Source organism: Gottfriedia sp. NPDC058432 (genome assembly GCF_042721555.1).
Taxonomy (GTDB): domain Bacteria; phylum Bacillota; class Bacilli; order Bacillales; family Bacillaceae_G; genus Gottfriedia.
Genome location: NZ_JBHXLC010000018.1, coordinates 71,471 through 92,537 on the forward strand (window position 1 = coordinate 71,471; position 21,067 = coordinate 92,537).

The window sequence follows — 21,067 nt, forward strand, 5'->3', positions numbered from 1 at the left end:
ATATAGATATTATTTTGCATAAACAGATTAAACAATACAACCAACAAAAAAATCCCCTAAAGAAGGGGATTTCAAATTGCCCTCAAACACTCGTTTTCTTCGTTGTTTCTCTTGTCTGTTAAATAATTGATCTCAACAAGTAAATTCATGTTTCGAAATACAAAAGTTGACAGACAGCCTAATGCCCACTTCTATTACTTTACTGTACCTGCAATTTCTTTGCCAATCATTTCGACAATTTCATTTGCATCGTTTAATATAGCAATCTTTGGTTCATGTTGAGCCAGTTTCTCTTCCTCTACTTGACCATAAGCAATAATAATTACTTTGTCACCTTCTTGAACCAATCTAGCTGCTGCACCATTAAGACAAATTACACCACTTCCACGTTTTCCTGGAATAACATATGTCTCAAGTCGTGCACCGTTATTATTATTTACAATTTGAACTTTTTCGTTTTCAAGTACGTCAACTGCATCCATTAAATCTTGGTCAATTGTAATACTTCCTACATAATTTAAATTAGCTTCTGTAACTGTAGCTCTATGAAGCTTTGCTCTCATCATTGTGCGAATCATGTTATTTCCCCCTAGTTGTTCAATCCTTAAATAGAAATAATAATATTATCGATTAGGCGAGCATTAGTAAACTTAACTGCTAATGCAATAATTACTTTTCCATTTATTTTATTTAAAGGCTCTAAATCTGGATAAGAATAAATACTTACGTAATCTACTGTTCCAGATGTTTCGCTTTGTATTGTAGATATAATATTTTGCTTAAGTTGATCTGGATTTAGATTCCCATTTTTTATATCTTCAACTGCTGCTTGTAAACTTTTATAAAGAACAGGTGCTTCTTGTCTTTCTTTGTCTGATAAATAGACATTTCTAGAACTTTTAGCTAATCCATCTTCTTCTCTAATAGTTGGAACTGGATTAATTTTTACAGGAATGTTGAAGTCTTCAACTAAACCTTCAATTACAGCTACTTGTTGAGCATCCTTTAAGCCAAAATAAACCTGATCTGGTTGAACAATATTAAATAATTTTGTTACGACTAATGCAACGCCATCAAAATGTCCAGGTCTTTTTTCACCACAAAGGACATCAACTCGTTTTGTTACTTTCATTGTTGATTTTAATTCATTTGGATACATTTCTTCAACTGTTGGATAAAAGAGGCAATCTACACCAGCATTTAGTGCAACTTTTTCATCTCTGTCAAAGTCCCTAGGATATCGATCAAAATCTTCATTAGGGCCAAATTGAGTCGGATTTACAAAAATACTTAATACGACGATATCATTATTTTTTCTAGCTTCTTCTAATAATGATGCATGACCTTCATGTAAAAAACCCATCGTTGGAACAAATCCAATCGATTTTTCATTTTTTCTGTGAATTTTTAATTCATTTCTTAAATCCTTTATAGTGTGAAACACTTTCATTGCGAACTTCCCCCGTATAATGCCTTTAACTGTTCTTCTTTCATCGTAAACGAATGTTTAGTATCTGGAAATTGTCTAGCTTTAACTTCTTGCACATATGAAGCAATTGCATTTTCAATTGTTGTAGATACATTTGCATACTGTTTAACAAACTTAGCTACTCGACCAACACCATATGTTATTAAATCATGGTAAACAAGTACTTGACCATCTGTATCAACACCTGCACCTATTCCTATTGTCGGAATTGAAAGATCCTTCGTAATGTCCTTTGCAATTTGCTTTGGTACACATTCAAGTACGATTGCAAAAGCGCCAGCTTCTTCACATTTTTTTGCATCGTTAAACAATTTCATCGCACTTTCAGAATCACGTGCTTGAACTTTATACCCACCTAATACACCTACTGATTGAGGAGTCAATCCTAAATGAGCTACAACTGGTACTCCAGCGATTGTTAATGCTTTAATCACATCTAAAACATTTTCATCTGCGCCTTCAACCTTAACAGCGTGCGCATCACCCTCTTGCATAATGCGACATGCACTACGTAAAGCCTCTTCTTTTGAAAAATGGTAAGACATGAATGGCATATCTGTTACGATAAACGTATTTTTTGCCCCGCGCTTTACGGCTTTTGAGTGATGAATCATGTCATCTACTGTAACCTTAATTGTAGAATCATAACCTAGGACAACATTCCCAAGTGAGTCACCGACTAAAATCATATCTACTTCACTTGCTTCTGCTAATAGTGCTGAAGGGTAATCATAAGCAGTAATCATGACGATTGGGTCATTGTTTTGTTTCATGTTTAAAAAATCTTTTGTTGTTTTCATCTTTTTTCCTCCTTTTAAATGAGAGGAAATGGGGGCTACAATAAAAAAACTTTGCTCAAAGGAGAACAAAGGAAAATTGTAAACCGTCTCATTCCTCTGTCCCAGTCCATATAGGATCAAGGCAGACACATTTTTAGAATTGATTTTTTAAAACCTGGTGTAGTTCTTCTTAGGATACTAAAATTTGATTGACCCTATTCAGATACCACCCTTGAAGCATCAGCTAAAAGTCGCGACCCTTCCAATACAGTTTATAGTAAGAATAGCAATTAAGTAAAGAAAAAACTTGGTATTATTTACAAATATACGTGACAAATATACAGTAAATAAAATAACTCTCTTTCAAATATAAAAAGAGAGTTGTTTTATTTCGTTTTTACTTATTTATCGAAATATCCGCTGAATAGATTGTATGAACATTACCTAAATGATCTTCAATTAATAATTGACCTTCATCAGTAATTCCAATGGCATTTCCGACAATTTCTTCAGTTAAAGTCGTGGCTTTTATTTGTTTCCCTAACGAAATTGCGTAGCTTTCCCATAAAATTTTAATCGGTTTAAATCCTTTTTCTAAAAATATTTCATAGTACTTTTCAAATTCAGCTAATATAGCTTGAATTAAATTGGCTCTCATAAAGGATTGTCCTTTTTCAATACGTAAGGATGTAGCAATATCTGACAGTTCTAATGGGTAATCTTCTTCTACTTGATTTACATTGAGTCCAATACCTATGACAACACTCTTAATGCAATCAGCATCTCCTTGCATCTCAGTTAAGATTCCACAAACTTTTTTATTATTGATTAAAATATCATTTGGCCACTTTATATTTGGATGTAAACCGGTCACTTTTTCGATTGCTGAAGCAATGACTACAGCTGTTAATAATGTTAGTTGAGGTGCTACTCTTGGTGAAATAGCTGGTCTAAGGATCACACTCATAGCTATTGCTTTTCCATCTGAAGTTAACCAGTTTCTTTGTAATCTGCCTCGACCTAATAATTGACGCTCAGCCAAAACGATTGTACCTTCAGGTGCATCATTTAGCACTAATTCATTCGCAATCGTTTGGGTTGAATTCGTTTCTTCTTGGTATACGACATTTCTTCCAAATTTTTTCGTTTCTAAACCAAGTTGAATATCCGTTGGAGTTAACCGATCTGATTTGCCCGTTATTTTATATCCAACCTTCCTAACTGCTTCAACTTCAATTCCCTCTTCTTGCAATTCTTTCATGTATTTCCAAATTGCAGTACGTGAAATTCCTAATTCATCACTCAAAAATTGACCTGATAAATATTCATTACTATTTTCCGTAAATAATTGTATGATTCTTTCTTTTACTTTTGAAGCCAATTTATAAACCACTCCTTAACAGCAAGTTGGTTATTCTCAAGCTGGTTCTCTACTATTTGAAACTCAATTTCACTTAATACTTCTTTTAACCATGGACCACCTTTTAATTGTGACCATTCTAATAAATCATTACCTGTAATACATATATCTGATTTTGAATAAATCGGTAATTGATGATATAAAGCCTTTAATATATCCTCATTAAATTCACTTGCATCGACCTTTTCAATGACACATTGTAAACGCTCGTATTTTATTGCATCCGGTAATCCAACTTGATATAACTTTGTATTGCTCCATTTAATTTTCGTTTCACTTAACAAATTATAAACCTTCAATATTTGTTTCATGCGATTATTCGACATTTTCCAATTTCTTAAAACCTGTTCTGGGTTGTCAAAATTACATGTATATAAAATTAGCGCCCAAATCTCTTCAATTGTTTTTAATGATTGAAGAGGGAGTTCTAATAGTTCATTAAACTGATTAGTATATTTTTTTAAGCTTGGAAGATGATTTACTAAATTTGTTTGTATTAATAGTTCAATGCCTTTTTTAGGAGAATTTCCTAATAACATTTTTTCTATTTCAACCGAAATGCGTTCAATTGCTATATTTTCAATTAAATGTTTATTTGATTTAATTGCGTTAAACGTTTCATCATGTAAACGAAAATCTAATTGGCTTACAAACCGTATACCTCTTAGCATTCTAAGAGCATCTTCTTGAAATCTTTCCTTAGCTTCACCGACACATCTAATTAACCCATCATAAAGATCAATTGTACCATTAAAGGGATCTATTATTTCATTTTCTATCGTCATAGCAATGGCATTCATTGTAAAATCTCTTCGTTTTAAATCTTCTTCGATTGATTTTACAAATGTAACCTCCGATGGTCTACGATAATCATGATATGTTGACTCTGTTCGGAATGTTGTGATCTCATATGGCTCACTATTTTGTATAACTAAAACCGTTCCATGCTGTAGCCCGGTAGGAACGGTTTTTGGAAATATTGACATAACTTCCTCAGGTAAAGCTGAAGTTGCAATATCAATATCGCCAATTGTTCTATTTAATAATTTATCTCTAACACAACCACCGACAAAATAGGCCTCATAACCATTTTTTATTAATTTATCTAAAATCGGCTTTGCTTTATCAAAAATTTCCATATTATTTCATTCCTAATAACTCATTATAAATGGATAAATATTGTGAAACGATTTTATTTGATTGAAATCTTTCTTTAACTATTTCAATCGCTCGACCTGAAATTCGTTTATATAATTCTTCATCTTGTAATAGGTTAAGCGTATAGTAAGCGATTTGTTCAATATCTCCTAGTTCACAAATATATCCGTTTTCCCCATGCTCGATTACTTCTGGAATCCCACCAACTCTTGTACCGATACATGGAACCCCACAAGCCATCGCCTCAAGTAATACTAAACCAAAGCTTTCTTTTGACGAAAGAAGTAATTTTATATCGCTCATTGAAAGTAACTCTTCAACATTCTCTTGCTTTCCTAAAAATAAAACATCATTCTCAATGCCAAGCTCTCTAACTAATTTACATAAACTTGAGATTTCCGGCCCATCACCAACTAATAGGAGCTTGGATGGAATTTCTTTTCTTACTAAGTTAAATACATCTACTACATCTTTTGTTCGCTTAACTTGACGGAAATTAGAAATATGTATAATGACTTTTTCGTGCTCTTTAATCCCGTACCCTGCTTTTAATGCCCGACAATTTCTTTTGTAATACACTCTTTCATCAATAAAATTATATACAGTTTGTATTTCTTTATCAGGGTTAACTAATTCCTCTGTTTGACGTATTAAATCATTTGAGACCGCTGTTACAACATCTGATTTTTCAATCCCGAACTTAATTAACTCTGTTAAAGATGAATCATAGCCAAGAACAGTTATATCTGTTCCATGTAATGTCGTTACAATTTTAATATCATGATGAATCATTTGTTTTGCTAGAACAGCACATATTGCATGCGGAATCGCATAATGTACATGTAAAATATCTAATTTTTCACGGTTTGCAATTTCAGCCATCTTACTCGCCAATGCTAAATCATATGGTGGGTATTGGAAAACTGAATATTGATTTACTTCAACTGCATGATAATAAATATTAGGATATACTTTATTTAAACGAAACGGCATACTTGATGAAATAAAATGAATTTCATGTCCTAGTTCTGCTAATAACTTACCTAGCTCAGTCGCAATCACACCAGAACCGCCTACTGAAGGATAACATGTAATCCCAATTTTTAATTTCATTTTATCTCTCCTAAACTTCTTCATTTCTTCTTAAACTAACCAATCTGCATTTAATAGGAGCGGCCTTTTTGTCATAAACCCTTCCCCATAAGGGACTCCAGCTTCTTTACCAAAAATTTTCTCTCTTGCAATTACGCTATTTACATAATCGTTTGTTAAAGGCGTAACTACACCATCTGGCCCCGGAGTAAATTGACTTTCATATGCTTCTAATGCTGCCCTTTTAACTTCAATCGTTTCTGTAACATCAACAATAAAATTTGGTCGATGAAACCCATTAATCATATATTGAAAAACATGTTTAACCTTGTGGGCATCATGATTTGTATTTACATTAAATTTTCTAATCCCTGATGAAAATACTGCTTCTTCTACTATTTTTGTACAATTACCATGATCAGGATGACGATCCACTTCATATGGTGAGAAAATAATACTAGGCTTTGTCATTCGAATTAAAGCAGCTACTTGTTTAATTGCTTCCTCAGATAAGTATAGCCCCCTATCTGGTAATGATAAATTAAAACGCTTTGAAACCCCTAAAATCTTATCTGCTTCTTCAGCTTCTTTTCTTCTAATAAAAGTATCCCCATTTGATGAGAGCTCCGCTTCAGTTAAATCACAAATAGCAACCTTATAGCCTAACTTAGTAAATTTAGCAATCGTGCCTGCCATACCAATCTCAACATCATCTGGATGCGCTCCAAATGCAAGTACATCAAAATATTCCACTTATCTCACTCTCTTTCAAACTAACTAAAAAATTTCACTACTGCCTTAGCGGTTTGAATATTCGTTGCCACCGGGACATTAAAAACATCGCATAGCCTTAATAAAGCATTTACATCTGGTTCATGCGGTTGAGCAGTTAAAGGATCCCTAAAAAAGAAAATCGCGTCCATTTTCCCTTTAGCTACTAATGCACCTATTTCTTGATCTCCTCCGAGTGGACCAGATTGAAAGCGATAAACGTTTAAAGTTGTATTTCCCATTACACGTAGTCCTGTAGTACCTGTTGAAAATAGTTCATGTTGCTGAAAAAAAGATTCATTTTCTTGAACAAAAGTTACTAATGCGTCTTTTCTCTTATCGTGAGCAATTAGAGCTATTTTCACTACCTACACCACCTTTTAGTCCATTATATTTTCTAATCCGTAGACTAGCTCCGAAAGTTTCATTACTTCCTCAACGGCTACTTTAACTCCAGACATAAAAGAAGCTCGATTCATTGAATCATGTCGAATTGTTAATAGTTGACCATCTCCACCGAATAAAACTTGTTGATGCGCAACTAAACCAGGTAATCTCACGCTATGAACTCTCATTCCATTTAGATCGGCACCTCTAGCACCAGCTTCAGTTTCAACTTCATTTGGATGTCCTTGTAATTTTGATTCACGTACTTCCTCAATCATTTGAACTGTTTTAAGAGCTGTACCTGAAGGCGCATCTAATTTTTGGTCATGGTGTAGCTCAATAATTTCGATATCTTTAAAATATTTCGCTGCCATTGCAGAGAACTTCATCATTAATATAGCACCAATTGCAAAATTTGGCGCAATAATACAACCTAGCTCATTATTTGAAGCTAACTCTTTTAAATCATCAAGCTCCTCTTTTGTAAAACCAGTTGTACCAATAACAGGTCGAATACCATTTTTTAAAGCTAAAAATGCATGTTTTTTTCCAATTTCAGGTGTTGTTAAATCAACAAGTACATCAAAGCTTTCATTTTCGATACATTGCTCTAATGTTTCATATATTTTTGCTTCACCTTTAAACACAGGGTTAACCTTTTGGATTTGTTCTCCACCTAATTTATAATCTACTGCAGCTACAAGTTGAAAATGCTCAGTTCGATCAATTAATTGTAAAGCTTCAATTCCCATTTTACCTCTTGGTCCAGCTAATACTACTCTAATTACTTTTTCCATTTTAAACTTCCTTCCTTGTCCAACGATCTTTATCTCGAGTATTAAACTTGTTCATCACCATATCATGTGCTTCTTCTAAGTCTATATTTAGGCTATTTGCTAAACAAATCATAACAAATAATACATCGCCTAGTTCTTCTTCAATTAGCTTTTCTTTTTCAGTGCTTTTCTTAGGCTTTTCACCATAGGTATGATTGATTTCTCTAGCTAACTCACCCATTTCTTCAGTTAACCTAGCCATCATAGCTAAAGGACTAAAATAGCCTTCTTTAAATTGACCTATATATGTATCGACTTCTTTTTGCATTTCTTTCATCGTTTTTTCGTGCATACTAATATCAACTCCTCAATTAAATCTTATCGAATTGACTACTTTTTGACAAATTATATATTATTTTACTTGAAAAAAATACAAGATAAGATAAAAATAAGAGTTTAGGGTAATTTTTATAGTATGGAGGAAGTATATGATTTTTAATTTGAAGTTACGCAATATCTTATTTATTATTTTAGGTTCTGCAATTTTTTCTTTTGGAATTATGAATATAAATATTCCAAACAATCTAGCTGAAGGTGGCTTTACGGGAATTAACTTAATTCTTTTAGCTGAATTAAATATTCCAGTTTGGATCTCAAACTTAGTTTTAAACGTCCCGTTATTTTTTATTGGCTGGAGATTACTTGGTACAGTAACAATGCTTTATACTATCATTGGAACTGTTGCAGTCTCATTTTTCTTAAAATTATTTGAGAAATTTACGTTCAATATAGATGTCCATGGCGATTTAATGTTAGCTTCATTATTTGCGGGTGTATTTATTGGTGTAGGATTAGGAATTATTTTTAGATTTGGTGGAACTACTGGTGGTGTCGATATCATCGCCCGTTTAGCCTATAAATACAAAGGTATTAATATGGGGAAAACGATGTTTATTTTTGACTTTGTTGTCATTACGCTTTCACTTTTAACTTATTTAAAAGCATATGAAGCAATGTATACGCTAGTCGCAGTTTTTGTCGGAGCAAGAATAATTGATTTTATGCAAGAAGGTGCATATGCTGCACGTGGAGCAAATATTATTTCTGAGAAAAATGATTTAATTGCAGCTCGAATTATGAAAGAAATGGAACGTGGTGCAACTTATTTAAAAGCAACTGGAACATTTACTGGAGAAAGTAAGGACGTTCTATTTTGTGTCGTTCCAAAAAATGAATTAGTTCATTTAAAAAACATCATTCAGGATATCGATCCACACGCATTTGTAGCCGTTACAGAAGTGCATGATGTACTTGGAGAAGGCTTTACTTTAGATGAAAATAAAGTCCCTCTTCACCCTTAATTTTTAACAGAAACAAAAAGAGGTTCTTGGCATTGATTGCCAGAACCTCTTTTAATTTTATATTGATATTAATCATCACTACGTGTCATACCAGTATAAATTAAAACTAATCTTAATAATTCTGCGACGGCTACCGCTGCTGCAGCAACATATGTCAATGCAGCTGCATTTAAAACACGTTTTGCATAAACATGCTCATTCGAATTGATGATACCCAAAGTTGTAATTTGTTTTAAAGCTCTACTTGAGGCATTAAATTCAACAGGAAGTGTAACAACTTGGAACAGTACTCCTAGTGCTAATAAAACTATTCCTATTAATAATGCACCTGATAGTCGAGATAACATACCAATTATTATGAATATATAAGAAAAATTGGAACTGAAATTTGCAACAGGTACTAATGAATGACGGAATCTTAAAAAGCTATAGTCATTTGCATCTTGAATTGCATGTCCTACTTCATGAGCAGCAACTGCAGTACCCGCGACTGAATATCCATGATAATTTTCAGTTGATAATCTTACAACTTTTGCACGTGGATCATAATGGTCAGATAAATATCCTCGAGTTTCCTCTACTGCCACATTGAATAATCCATTTTCATTTAAAATTTTTCTCGCTACTTCTGCACCCGTTAAATTTGATGTAGAACCAACTTGAGAATACTTTCTAAAAGTTGATTTAACCCTCATTTGTGCATATAAAGGTACAATCAACAAAATTAAAAAGTAAATTAAATAACTCATTGTAATTCCTCCAAGGAGTGTGATTTTACGATATTGTAATAACTTTTAGAGAAATTTGTCAATCATTATGTTCTCTTCTTTTTTTATTCTTATTTCGATCACCTATATATTTTCTCCAACCGACATAACTTAATGTACCGATAATAATGATCCCTGTTGTAAAAATTGTCCAAATGGAAACAGGTGGAATAATTGAGTTTCCTTGATCAAAAATGAATAATAATTCACTTTTTGTCTCATCCAACTTTTGTTGAAAAGCTGGAATTGATTCTTGGTTAATTCGATAATCATCTAAAAACGAAACAAGTGAATTTATTTTTTTTACTTCATCATAGGGAAGATCCATGATAAGACTTGGATAAATAATTTCAAATTGATGTAAGAATTGATTTAATTGCGTTTCATATGCTTCAGAATTACCACGTTTATATGCTGAATCCATATTCTGTAGTGGAGTCATAACCGACTTTTTCATTTCCTTCCACATCGGCTGCATTGTCGTTTCTCCAGCATCAATCAATAATCTTAAACCAAGAACATCAGCAACTTTTTCTTGTGGATCTATTGCATCATTCTTTAAAGATACGAGCGCATTTTGAAAAGTAACGGAAATCGTTTCTAGATCTTTAGGTGTCAAATTTTTATTCTTTTTCACAGACGCCATATACTTTGACTCAAACTGTTCAATCAAATTAGCACCATGTACATAATCACCATCTTGTACTAAAGAGAGTGATTGTTCGATTAGTGAAGTATCTTGATCTATTTTAGCGTACCCTTTTACGGTATTAAATGAAAAGAAAATAAAAAAAACGCTTATCCCCGCAATTAATTTTTTCATCAAACCCCTCCCTCATAACTACTAATAATTATGAGAGAAAGGACAAGATTAGAACTTGTTCAATCACGAGCTCTATTTTTAAAAATTAACTGATAATAAGCAATTAAAATAACAAATATAGTTAACCAAAACGTAATTAAAGCTATCCAAATTCGATAATCAGAGAGCATATAGTATTCTGGCATTGTTCCAAAAACATAGTCTAAAATAAGATCTTGTAAGATCCAAATACTTGCAACAGTCAAATGCCATTTTTTAACCTTAAATGACGGTGCATACAAAACAGCCTGGATTGCCATAGCTCCATGCGAAAAAATTAATAAGTATGCAATTTTATCAAGTCCACCTGCTAAATAAAGAACCATTCCATTCATTAAAACTGCCCATATTCCATATTTCAACAAGCTTACATATGCTAGTGCTTCTATTAATCCATTCCGTTTATTTAAAATGAAAAGTAGCAATACAATACAGAAAAATAAGGATGCAGTAGGACTATCAGGTACAAATATTTTTAACCAACCAGGAGTAAAATCAAGTTGAGATTTATACCAATAGTATCCATAGATTGTTCCTAGTAGATTTATTATAAATAAAGCAATTAAATTAGGTTTAAGCCGTAGCATACTGTAGAGTATGTTCACTATTTCACTTCATCCCACTTTCACTTAGGAGATTTAATAAATTTATAACACAAAGTTCACAATTTATATGTATCATCACATTTTTTACATGTTATTATTTCAGTATACAATAAAACATAAAAAAAGAGTCGAAAATTCGACTCTCTTTTAATTACTCTGTTTTACCTGCTTTTGAAACGAACTCAGCTAGAACTTTAAGTTCTGCGTCAGTACCTTTAAATACACCAGATGGCATCGCTTTACGACCGTTTCTTGCGATATGAGCGATTTCTTCAGGTTTTAAACCATTATTTTGAAGACTTGGAGCTGCTGCGCCACCTTCAAGATTATCGCCATGGCAAGATACACAAGTATTTTTTTGCAATAGTTTATATGCTGGATCTTCTTTATTTAATTCAACAAAAGTACGGATTTTACCTTGTTCTTTTTGTTTTTTCCAGTCATGGTGAGCCGCAGCTTCCCATGTTAAATAAATTACACCAGATAAAGCTAATAACATAAATCCTGTAGCTAATGGACGTTTAATTGGTTTTCTATGTGGACTACGATCTAAGAATGGCGCTAATAATAAGCCACCAAAAGCTAATCCAGGAATTACGAAAGCACCAATTACGTTATAGTCACCAGAAGCATAGCTATATTTTAAGAATTGATATAAGAATAAGAAATACCAGTCCGGTAATGGCGTATAGCCAGTATCAGTTGGGTCTGCAACCCTCTCAAGTGGAGATGGATGTGCAATTGTTAATGTTAAGTATCCAATTAAGAAAACTGCTCCTACCATCCATTCTTTTAATAAGAAGTTTGGCCAGAATGCTTCAGTTTTACCAGGATATTCTGAATAATCCTTTGGTACATTAGGTTTACGTCCTGCCATTGCTGGTACACGTGAGTCACCTACAAATTTCATTCCTTTACCGCGATGCATGTTCTCCCTCCTTTATTCCGACACACTTTAGTCAATTTTTACTAAAGCCCCATGCACTAAATCTTATAGTGGACCTGAAATACCTTGCTTACGAATAATTAAGAAATGGGCACCCATAAGAGCAAGTAAAGCACCAGGTAAGAAGAATACATGGATTGCGAAGAAACGAGTTAATGTTTGTGCACCGATGATTTCCGGATTACCTGCAATTAACGTTTTCACTTGCTTACCAATAAATGGTGTTTGTTCAGCAATTTGCAGACCTACTTTAGTCGCAAATAACGCTTTCATATCCCAAGGTAATAAATATCCTGTAAAGCCTAATCCAAGCATTACGAAGAAGATTAAAACCCCTACAACCCAGTTAAGCTCACGAGGCTTTTTATATGCGCCTTGGAAGAATACACGTAAAGTATGTAAAAACATCATAACAATTACTAAACTTGCACCCCAGTGATGCATACCACGAACGATTTGTCCGTATGCAACGTTGTTTTGTAAGTAATAAACTGATTCCCATGCATTTTTGATATCTGGAACATAGTACATTGTTAAGAACATTCCAGATAAAATTTGAATTACTGTAACGAAAAATGTTAATCCACCGAAGCAATATACGAATGCTGAAAAATGGTGTGCTGGATTAACGTGTTCTGGTACTTCATGATCAGCGATATCTCTCCAAAGAGGCGTAATTTCTAATCGCTCATCTACCCAGTCGTAAATTTTGTTAAGCACGATTATTTACCTCCTGTATTTGGTTCTAGTTTACCAAGATAGAAAGAATCACCTTTCACTTTTACCGCATAGTTGTCTAGTGGACCAAGCGGTGGTGTACCTTTAATGTTTTTACCATCCTTATGGTAACGACCGCCATGACATGGACAGAAGAATTGATTTGGAAAATCTTTATTGTCGTTCCAACCAACTGTACAGCCTAAATGCTTACAAGTAGGTGATAACGCAACGATGTCTCCATTTGAATTCTTGTACACCCATGCAATGTGTGACGCATCAGATTTAACCCAACCATCAACCTGCTTAACTTTAAAGTCAAAGCGTTTTGGATCAGTCGTTAAATCTTTGATTAGTCCAACTTGCACCATTGCTCCAGCTTCTTCTTTTTGTAAAACTGGGTCAATGGCAAAACGAGCCAATGGCATTAGCATTCCTGCCGCCATAAAGCCGCCTACACCTGTTAAAGTGTAGTTTAAAAACTGGCGTCTTGAAACCTTTTCACTCATGAAAATTCCCCCCTCTATCACAAGTACTCCTGTACGGACAACAGCTATAATAATAAAACTAGGACACTTTCATAATATAATAACAAATTTAGAAGGTCAATAATATCCTAATAATAATCATAGTAATAATGTTGTTTTTATTTTTATCCCCATATTTTAGAAAATAATGCATTTATGTGAGATAATTGTTTATCAACTATTACTCGTTGTGATGATTCATCTAAGCTATTGATATTTAAATTAGGTAACCAAATTAATGATTCATCCATTTCAGATTCTGACTGTCTCCAATCAAAATCACATGTTAAATAAAACACATGCTTAATCCCACTAGTTTTAAACTCTTCATACCAAGCCTTTAATCGGTTTATTTTATCAGATTCTTCAGGTAAATAAGTAAATTCAGGAGCAATTACAACTCTGCCTTTATATGTACGTTCAAGTTCCGAAGTAAGTATTATTAAGTCCTCTCTTTGCTCGGCAAGACCAATATTTTCTTTCTTCAAAGAAACAGGACAAAGCGGAATAATGATCGTATCGATGTACTCCAGATTCTCAATAACTTGATTTAATTCATTTGTTGTCCATTTCATCAAAATTACCTCTTTCTATTAAAATAATTTATTTATAATTGTGAAATTTTTGTGAACAAATTTCTATTTTCCATTTAACCATACATTACTATTTTAAGAAAGAAAAAAAGTCCACTAATAAAGGATTTTACAGTAGAGGTGAATGGCATCTTTGTAGTTAATTCAGAACCTCCATTAACAGTTCACTGATATATTTTAAAAAACTGTAAATTTAGTTGAACTACTATCCGTTTCGAGTCAAATATTTCTATGAGATCAATAAAGTGACTTTTTTACTAATATTATTTTTTATAAGTGTATTTTTTTATGAGTAATTAGCTAATCTTAATCTTACATACTGTTTTTTTTTTAACTTATATAAGTTGATAAATCGTTCGACCTCAATGAGATTTACCAGAAAGCTTTGGACCAAAAAGGAAACGTATACTACGATTAGGACCATGAATCTTGCCACAATTAAAAGCTAAGGCCCTAAAAATGGAAATTAACCCCACATATCTTATTTAACAATAAAAATTAACTCTATTCAATTAGCAAATAACTTTTCAACAGTAAAAAAGCCCCCATAAATGAGGACTTTTTTCAGGTTTTCATTAAGTTAATGAATTGAGTTGCTTAGTTAATTCTTGGAAAAGCTTTTTGTCTTGATTATCTAAAGCTTCATCAATCATTTTCATCAATCTGTCTTTTTGGAAATTCATAATTGAATCTGACAATAGCTTTTCAGCAATTACGCGGTCTTTTTCGTTACTATTTAAGTTTTTTGGTAGATGTGGGTTCTCTTCTAAAACTGAAACAAACATCGGATATTGAAAAGAAGATTTAAAGTTGAGCTGGATATAAATATCCTCATCCCTATTTAGTCGAATATCGTGAAATGATTTCTCTGCATCCGTCGTCATAACATTTTGTTTATAAAAATGAAATGGGACTTCTTTAACACAGTTGGTCGACATCACTAATCCACGTGGACAATATTTAGACTGTTCTACAAAATGAACCTTTTTCATTAAATAATCATGGCTCATTAGGTAATTTAAAATCCAAACACATTCTCTTTGCTTTAACTGAAAATTACTTAGAAACCATTTAACAAAATCTTTCTTCTCATTCACAGATACAGGGGTTGCCATTTTAAATCCCTCCTCTGTCCATAAAATTTGTCCCCTTTTCTGAATAAAGAAAACTAGAGAATTTCATTTATTCTTTCAAGACGCTCTCTTACTTCTTCCTGTAGATACTCATCGTCTACAAGTTTACTGTAAACCTCTTTTGCTTCTTGTACTAAGCCTTCTTCAAACAATAGGTCTCCGTATTCCTTTAAGAAGGAAATTTCCTGGTTAAAGTCATTATATGCTAGACGATATTGTTTTAATGCCAATTCATAATTTTCATTTCCATAATATGCTTTGCCTAAGTCCCAATTAAAATGAGGATCTGAAGCCCCATGCTCGATTGCTAGTTCAATTATACTAATAATATCATCGAAATCTTCTTCTTCGAAAAGAATTCCGACTAATAACTGAACTGCCTCAATTAGCGAAGGATCATAAATTAATGCTTCCTGTAAATGTTTCTTACTTGCTTCTAAATTTTTCATTTTACGAGCTAATTTAGCTGCTGATAAAAGGCATTCTACATTCGTTTCATCAACTAGTAAAGCTTTTTGTAATATATCATATCCTTCTTGAAATTGACCTTCAAGGTCATGCGCCTTACTTAACCATAAATGTGCTACCAAATATTCAGGATCAAAGAAGATTGCTTCTTCGAATACTGGAATAGAGGCTGCATAGCGTTCAGCTTGAAATAGCGTTATGCCATATCCTAATAGCGTATGGAAGTCTTTTGATTTCTGAATTCCTTTTTCATAATAGGAAATTGCATCTTCCCATTCACCTTCAGCACTTAAACATTCAGCAAGTCTTAAATCTTTATTTACTCCACTTACTTCAATTTCTTGATAGTTGAGTTTTTCGTAAAATGGTATTGCTTTTTTATAATCATATTTACTAAAATAATACTCCCCTAATGCAAAATCTACTACAGGTTCATTAGGTAAAATTCTTTTGGCTTCAAATAATTTTTGTTCAGCTACTTCATCAAGACCCTGAACTTGATATAAATCAGCCATTAATAATAGTGCTTGAACTCGACTCTCACTATCTTCTTTTATTGCAAGTAAAATTTCTAAAGCTTCGTCTTCTAAATCTAGATCCAACAATATTTCTGCATACATTATTTTAAGATCATCGTCGTCATCGTATAAGTAAACTAAATCTTCAATGAGATTTTTCGCATCTTCTACAAATCCTAATGATTGAAAAAGAAGTGCTGCTTCGTATTTTTCTTCATCGTTTGCAGTTTTTAAATTCTTTCTTAATAAATCCAATCCCTTTTCGGTATGACCGTTCTCTATTAACTGAACAGCTTCGTATAAACTCATTCTTACACCTCATATGACTACTTAATTAATTCATTTAATTGCTCTTTAAAGTTCGGAAAAGATACAGCTATGCATTCCGTATTTTCAATAATTGTATCACCTTTAGCAAGTAATGCAGCAATTGAAAGCATCATTCCCATTCGATGATCACCATGTGAATTTACATTCGCACCTATTAAAGAACTATTTCCTTGTATAATCATACCATCTTTTGTTGCTTCAATGCTTACACCAAGATTTGTAAGTTCTGTTACAACAGTCTGGATACGATCCGTTTCCTTTACTCTTAACTCTTCAGCATCTTTAATAATGGTCTCTCCATCTGCTAAAGCTGCTGCTAAGGCTAAGATCGGTAACTCATCGATACAAGTAGGAATTTCAGCCCCACCGATTACAGTTGATTTTAAATTCGATGATTTCACTCGAATATTCGCAATTGGTTCTCCGTTTACAACATTTTCATCCTCTAATGTTATATTAGCGCCCATTCTTTCTAAAACAGTTAATATCCCTTTTCTAGTAGGGTTCACCCCTACATTTTTTAACAAGATTTCGCTATTTGGAACAATCGACCCTGCTACTAAGAAAAATGCTGCTGATGAAATATCCCCAGGAACAATAACATCTGTTGCAGTTAATTCTTGGTTTCCATTAATTGAGACTTTGTTCCCATCAACTTCTAACTCACAACCAAATGCCTTTAGCATTCTTTCAGTATGGTCACGAGACTTTTCCGGTTCAGTCACAGTCGTTGTACCTTTTGCAAATAAACCAGCTAATAAAATTGAAGATTTAACTTGTGCACTTGAAACAGGAGAAGCATAAGAAATACTATTCAGTGAACCTCCTCTAATAGAAATAGGTGTATATGTAGCGTCTTCACGTCCATCTATAGAAGTTCCCATCATTTTTAAAGGTTTTGTAACACGTTTCATTGGTCTTTTACCAATTGATTCATCACCAATAATAACTGAATGGAATGGTAAACCACTTAATATTCCCATCATTAATCTTGCTGTTGTTCCTGAATTTCCTACATCAAGTACTTCGTGTGCCTCTTTGAGTTCTTCAATTCCTTTACCATAAACGACTACTTCATCTTCTGATACTTCGATTTGTACACCTAATTTTCTAAAACACGCAATCGTACTTAAACAATCTTCACCTAATAGAAAGTTAGTAATTTTTGTAGTCCCTTTCGCTAGTGATCCAAACATAATTGCTCTATGAGATATTGATTTATCTCCTGGAATTGTCACATCACCAACTAAACGGATTTTTTCTAACTGGGTATTTCTCATCATAGTCACCTTGTCTAACCTTTCTATATGTATTTACATTCCATTTTTTATTAAATCAAACCTTTTTTTTCTCTGAAATTCTATTCGACGAATTGTCCTATGTTTTTCATTTTCAATGTTCAATTAGTCTAATTTAGAAAAAGAAAATGATATTTTGATTTAACATTTGATCAAAACACCATTTTCAGATAAGTATTATGAAATTATTTGTTTAAAAAAACTATCTAAACTTTCTTTTATAAAGTTTTCGTCTAATTCACAAATCACTGGATTCCCAAAACTTTTTAATAATATATATTTTATTTTCAAATCTATATTTTTCTTATCTTGTTTCATTAGATTTACAATAGGTTCTAATTCTAATTTTGAATAAACAGGATAATTCAATCGATTATACCAATTTACAATTTCTTTAAACTTTAAGTCAACCTCAAAGAACTGTTCACTCAAATAGATTGAAAATAAGGTTCCAAATGCAATAGCCTCACCATGAGTTGTTTTCGCATAACCTAAATAAGCTTCAATCGCATGCCCAAGAGTATGGCCTAAGTTTAAAAATGCTCTTTCACCAGTTTCTCTTTCGTCCTTGGAGACAATTTCATTTTTTACACTTATCCCCATTGTCACACATTTTTCAATTAACGCATCATCTAAATTTTCAAGTGAAAGAATATTATCCATTAACCAATTCAAATTGTCGGTAGAAGAAATCATAGCTTCCTTACTAATTTCAGCAAAACCTGATCTCCATTCCTCAATTGGCAAAGAAGATAAAAAGTTTAATTCATACAAAACTAGTTCCGGCTGATAAAATGCGCCAACTATATTCTTAGCTTTTGGAAGATTTATAGCGACTTTACCACCTATAGCACTATCGTGGGCTAGTAAAGTAGTCGGTAATTGGATAAAACGAATACCACGCATATAAGAAGCTGCAACAAATCCTGCTAAATCACCAACTACTCCTCCACCTAAAGCAATTATTAAACTATTACGATCTAATTGGACATCAAAACAATAGGTTAAACAATTTTCGTACATAGCAAAACTCTTACTTTTTTCACCATGTGGAATGATAAAGTGTTCAACTTTATTTGCTTTACTACAATTTAGTAATACTTGCTCTAGATAAAGTGGAGCAACTTGATCATCTGTAATGATTAATATCTTTGAAACTTTAGGTACTAAGCTATCCAACTTTGATTGTAGTTGACTCAATACTCCAAACCCTATACAAACATCATATTGTTTAGAGCTTGTTTTGACAGTTATCGCATTCATTAAAACCTCCTCGCATACTCACGGAAATCTTCAATATTACGCTTTAAACGCTCAAGTTGATCTGATTCAAATTGTTCAATAACTGCTTTTGCAACTTCCCAAGCAACAATATGCTCTGCTACTACACTTGCTGCTGGAACAGCACAGCTATCTGAACGTTCGATACTTGCTTCATAAACTTCCTTTGTTTCAATATCAACGCTTTGTAACGGCTTGTATAGCGTCGGGATTGGCTTCATTACTGCTCGAACGACAATAGGCATACCTGTTGTCATACCGCCCTCAAAACCGCCTGCACGGTTCGTTAATCGGTAGTAGCCTTGTTCTTCTGAATATGCAATCTCATCATGAACTTCACTACCAGGTAAGGATCCAGCTTGAAACCCGATTCCGAATTCAACACCTTTAAAGGCATTAATGCTTACAATTGCACCTGCAATTTTTGAATCAAGTTTTCTGTCATAATGAACGTAGCTACCAACACCAGCTGGCATACCTTCAACAACAACTTCTACAATCCCACCAACTGAATCGCCATTTTGCTTTGCATCATCAATTAATGTTTTCATATTTTCTGTAGCTTCTGCGTCTATACATCTTACTTCTGAGTTTTCAGCTCTATTATGTAAGTCTTCTACATTTTTATAGTCTAAATTCTTCGCTTTAACTCCACCAATTTCAATTACATGGCTTGCAATTGTGATACCTAGCTCACTCAACAATTTTTTTGCCACCGCACCAGCTGCTACACGTACAGTTGTTTCACGAGCAGAAGATCGCTCTAAAACATTTCGTACATCTCTAAAACCATATTTTATAGCTCCATTTAAATCGGCATGCCCTGGTCTTGGTTTTGTAATGCTTCTTTTTCCTTCGTATTCTAAATCTTCTAAAGGTTCAGCACCCATAATATTAGTCCAATGTTTAAAGTCGTTATTTTCAACAACCAGTGCGATTGGAGAGCCTAAAGTATAACCATGTCGAACACCGCTAGTAATTTGAGCAGTGTCCTTTTCTATCTGCATTCTTCTCCCTCTTCCATATCCACCTTGACGTCTACGAAGTTCAACATTTATTTCTTCTGCTAAAATTGGTAAGCCTGCTGGAACGCCTTCAATAATTGTAGTTAATTGTGGACCATGTGATTCACCTGCTGTTAAATAACGCATTTCAACACCTTCTCTTTATGTAAGTTTAAAATTAATTAGTTACTACTATAGCACAACCTATTCTGAATTTAATATAAAAAGAGAGCCATATTCCGGCACTTTTTTGATTTTTTAACAAAAAAATGAATTATTCAGTAGAAAAACCTAATGCTCAGCATTTGATTGTGCAATCTTTTTTATTAATATTTTAAATCAAGAAAAAATCGGATGAAATCTCTTTACAGCTTAAAGACTGTACCGAGAAAGCTCATCTAATGTTGTAATTAGTTTTTATCATATTCAATTATTTTTCGTCATTCTCATTGCTAAAGTATTTGAGTCTCTGATTATTCCTGTACCATTTATAAGGTCGTTTTTTCAAAGCATTCACCGTCATCTTTTTTAGATAATTTTACTTATGATTGAAGCTTTGCACGGAAGTCTTTTAACTCAAACATAAATTCTTCAAATTGTGGAATATTCATTTGTTGAGCCGAATCTGATAAAGCAACTGCTGGATCAGGGTGTACTTCTGCCATTACTGCATCTGCTCCAATTGCTAGGGCTGCTTTTGCTGTTGGTAATAGCAAATCCTTACGACCAGTAGAATGCGTAACATCTACTACTACTGGTAAATGTGTTTCTTTCTTCAGAATCGG

23 protein-coding genes and 1 pseudogene are annotated in these 21,067 nt (G+C 33.2%); 1 reads left to right on the top strand and 23 read right to left on the bottom strand.

All coding sequences use genetic code 11. The features are described from left to right. Nucleotides 1-194: 194 nt before the first annotated feature. From panD to ACFWM3_RS17260, 10 genes are all read right to left on the bottom strand, one after another. Entirely contained in the window at nucleotides 195-578 is a 384-nt protein-coding gene (panD, locus tag ACFWM3_RS17215; RefSeq protein WP_056466615.1) for an aspartate 1-decarboxylase, read from the bottom strand. Nucleotides 579-604: 26 nt separating this feature from the next. Beyond that, nucleotides 605-1,450: a pantoate--beta-alanine ligase gene (panC, locus tag ACFWM3_RS17220; RefSeq protein WP_056466618.1), complete on the bottom strand. Its 846-nt coding sequence runs from the start codon at nucleotides 1,448-1,450 to the stop codon at nucleotides 605-607. Beyond that, nucleotides 1,447-2,289 carry a 3-methyl-2-oxobutanoate hydroxymethyltransferase gene (gene panB / locus ACFWM3_RS17225; protein ID WP_056466621.1) on the bottom strand — a complete coding sequence of 281 codons (843 nt, stop codon included), beginning with the start codon at nucleotides 2,287-2,289 and terminating at the stop codon, nucleotides 1,447-1,449. The genes panC and panB overlap by 4 nt, the downstream gene beginning before the upstream one ends. A gap of 376 nt (nucleotides 2,290-2,665) precedes the next feature. Next, nucleotides 2,666-3,649, bottom strand: a complete 984-nt coding sequence (locus ACFWM3_RS17230; RefSeq protein ID WP_390312224.1) for a biotin--[acetyl-CoA-carboxylase] ligase — start codon at nucleotides 3,647-3,649, stop codon at nucleotides 2,666-2,668. Then, nucleotides 3,634-4,827, bottom strand: coding sequence for a CCA tRNA nucleotidyltransferase (locus ACFWM3_RS17235; RefSeq protein WP_056466623.1), 1,194 nt, complete (start codon nucleotides 4,825-4,827; stop codon nucleotides 3,634-3,636). Before ACFWM3_RS17235 ends, ACFWM3_RS17230 begins: the two co-directional genes overlap by 16 nt. A gap of 1 nt (nucleotide 4,828) precedes the next feature. After that, complete coding sequence (bshA, locus tag ACFWM3_RS17240; RefSeq protein WP_056466626.1) at nucleotides 4,829-5,959, bottom strand: N-acetyl-alpha-D-glucosaminyl L-malate synthase BshA; 1,131 nt, start codon at nucleotides 5,957-5,959, stop codon at nucleotides 4,829-4,831. Between the two features lie 30 nt (nucleotides 5,960-5,989). Then, a complete protein-coding gene (gene bshB1 / locus ACFWM3_RS17245) occupies nucleotides 5,990-6,691 on the bottom strand; it encodes a bacillithiol biosynthesis deacetylase BshB1 (RefSeq protein ID WP_156339599.1) in 702 nt (233 codons plus the stop codon). Between the two features lie 20 nt (nucleotides 6,692-6,711). Beyond that, nucleotides 6,712-7,074, bottom strand: a complete 363-nt coding sequence (mgsA, locus tag ACFWM3_RS17250) for a methylglyoxal synthase (RefSeq protein WP_390312225.1) — start codon at nucleotides 7,072-7,074, stop codon at nucleotides 6,712-6,714. Nucleotides 7,075-7,089: 15 nt separating this feature from the next. Beyond that, nucleotides 7,090-7,893, bottom strand: a complete 804-nt coding sequence (gene dapB, locus ACFWM3_RS17255; RefSeq protein WP_056466632.1) for a 4-hydroxy-tetrahydrodipicolinate reductase — start codon at nucleotides 7,891-7,893, stop codon at nucleotides 7,090-7,092. Between the two features lies 1 nt (nucleotide 7,894). Continuing rightward, on the bottom strand, nucleotides 7,895-8,224 hold the full coding sequence (locus tag ACFWM3_RS17260; protein WP_390312226.1) for a nucleotide pyrophosphohydrolase: 330 nt from the start codon (nucleotides 8,222-8,224) through the stop codon (nucleotides 7,895-7,897). A gap of 136 nt (nucleotides 8,225-8,360) precedes the next feature. Between ACFWM3_RS17260 and ACFWM3_RS17265 the strand changes: the two genes are divergently transcribed. Next, nucleotides 8,361-9,233 (top strand): YitT family protein, encoded by an 873-nt coding sequence (locus tag ACFWM3_RS17265; RefSeq protein ID WP_056466638.1) that lies wholly within the window; start codon nucleotides 8,361-8,363, stop codon nucleotides 9,231-9,233. Nucleotides 9,234-9,301: 68 nt separating this feature from the next. Here the strand turns inward: ACFWM3_RS17265 and ACFWM3_RS17270 are convergent, their stop codons facing one another. From ACFWM3_RS17270 to ACFWM3_RS17330, 13 genes and pseudogenes are all read right to left on the bottom strand, one after another. Continuing rightward, nucleotides 9,302-9,982, bottom strand: a complete 681-nt coding sequence (locus ACFWM3_RS17270) for a zinc metallopeptidase (RefSeq protein ID WP_056466641.1) — start codon at nucleotides 9,980-9,982, stop codon at nucleotides 9,302-9,304. Between the two features lie 58 nt (nucleotides 9,983-10,040). Next, nucleotides 10,041-10,823, bottom strand: a complete 783-nt coding sequence (locus tag ACFWM3_RS17275) for a sporulation protein YpjB (protein ID WP_390312227.1) — start codon at nucleotides 10,821-10,823, stop codon at nucleotides 10,041-10,043. A 59-nt stretch (nucleotides 10,824-10,882) separates the two neighbouring features. Next, complete coding sequence (locus tag ACFWM3_RS17280; RefSeq protein WP_390312228.1) at nucleotides 10,883-11,467, bottom strand: DUF1405 domain-containing protein; 585 nt, start codon at nucleotides 11,465-11,467, stop codon at nucleotides 10,883-10,885. 151 nt (nucleotides 11,468-11,618) lie between these two features. Next, the gene (locus ACFWM3_RS17285) at nucleotides 11,619-12,395 is read right to left on the bottom strand and encodes a menaquinol-cytochrome c reductase cytochrome b/c subunit (RefSeq protein ID WP_056466650.1); all 777 of its coding nucleotides are present in this window, start codon (nucleotides 12,393-12,395) and stop codon (nucleotides 11,619-11,621) included. Between the two features lie 63 nt (nucleotides 12,396-12,458). Next, entirely contained in the window at nucleotides 12,459-13,133 is a 675-nt protein-coding gene (gene qcrB / locus ACFWM3_RS17290) for a menaquinol-cytochrome c reductase cytochrome b subunit (RefSeq protein ID WP_056466653.1), read from the bottom strand. A gap of 2 nt (nucleotides 13,134-13,135) precedes the next feature. Next, nucleotides 13,136-13,639: a QcrA and Rieske domain-containing protein gene (locus ACFWM3_RS17295; protein ID WP_056466656.1), complete on the bottom strand. Its 504-nt coding sequence runs from the start codon at nucleotides 13,637-13,639 to the stop codon at nucleotides 13,136-13,138. A 143-nt stretch (nucleotides 13,640-13,782) separates the two neighbouring features. Continuing rightward, the gene (locus ACFWM3_RS17300) at nucleotides 13,783-14,232 is read right to left on the bottom strand and encodes a DUF2487 family protein (RefSeq protein ID WP_335412561.1); all 450 of its coding nucleotides are present in this window, start codon (nucleotides 14,230-14,232) and stop codon (nucleotides 13,783-13,785) included. A gap of 593 nt (nucleotides 14,233-14,825) precedes the next feature. Continuing rightward, nucleotides 14,826-15,365 carry a ReoY family proteolytic degradation factor gene (locus tag ACFWM3_RS17305; RefSeq protein WP_056466666.1) on the bottom strand — a complete coding sequence of 180 codons (540 nt, stop codon included), beginning with the start codon at nucleotides 15,363-15,365 and terminating at the stop codon, nucleotides 14,826-14,828. Between the two features lie 53 nt (nucleotides 15,366-15,418). After that, nucleotides 15,419-16,678: a tetratricopeptide repeat protein gene (locus tag ACFWM3_RS17310; protein ID WP_390312229.1), complete on the bottom strand. Its 1,260-nt coding sequence runs from the start codon at nucleotides 16,676-16,678 to the stop codon at nucleotides 15,419-15,421. Nucleotides 16,679-16,695: 17 nt separating this feature from the next. After that, nucleotides 16,696-17,979: a 3-phosphoshikimate 1-carboxyvinyltransferase gene (gene aroA / locus ACFWM3_RS17315; RefSeq protein WP_390312230.1), complete on the bottom strand. Its 1,284-nt coding sequence runs from the start codon at nucleotides 17,977-17,979 to the stop codon at nucleotides 16,696-16,698. A gap of 195 nt (nucleotides 17,980-18,174) precedes the next feature. After that, the gene (gene aroB / locus ACFWM3_RS17320) at nucleotides 18,175-19,260 is read right to left on the bottom strand and encodes a 3-dehydroquinate synthase (RefSeq protein ID WP_056466675.1); all 1,086 of its coding nucleotides are present in this window, start codon (nucleotides 19,258-19,260) and stop codon (nucleotides 18,175-18,177) included. Further along, nucleotides 19,260-20,429, bottom strand: a complete 1,170-nt coding sequence (gene aroC, locus ACFWM3_RS17325; RefSeq protein WP_390312231.1) for a chorismate synthase — start codon at nucleotides 20,427-20,429, stop codon at nucleotides 19,260-19,262. Before aroC ends, aroB begins: the two co-directional genes overlap by 1 nt. 395 nt (nucleotides 20,430-20,824) lie before the next feature. After that, nucleotides 20,825-21,067, bottom strand: a pseudogene (locus ACFWM3_RS17330) (bifunctional 3-deoxy-7-phosphoheptulonate synthase/chorismate mutase); the annotation flags it as partial.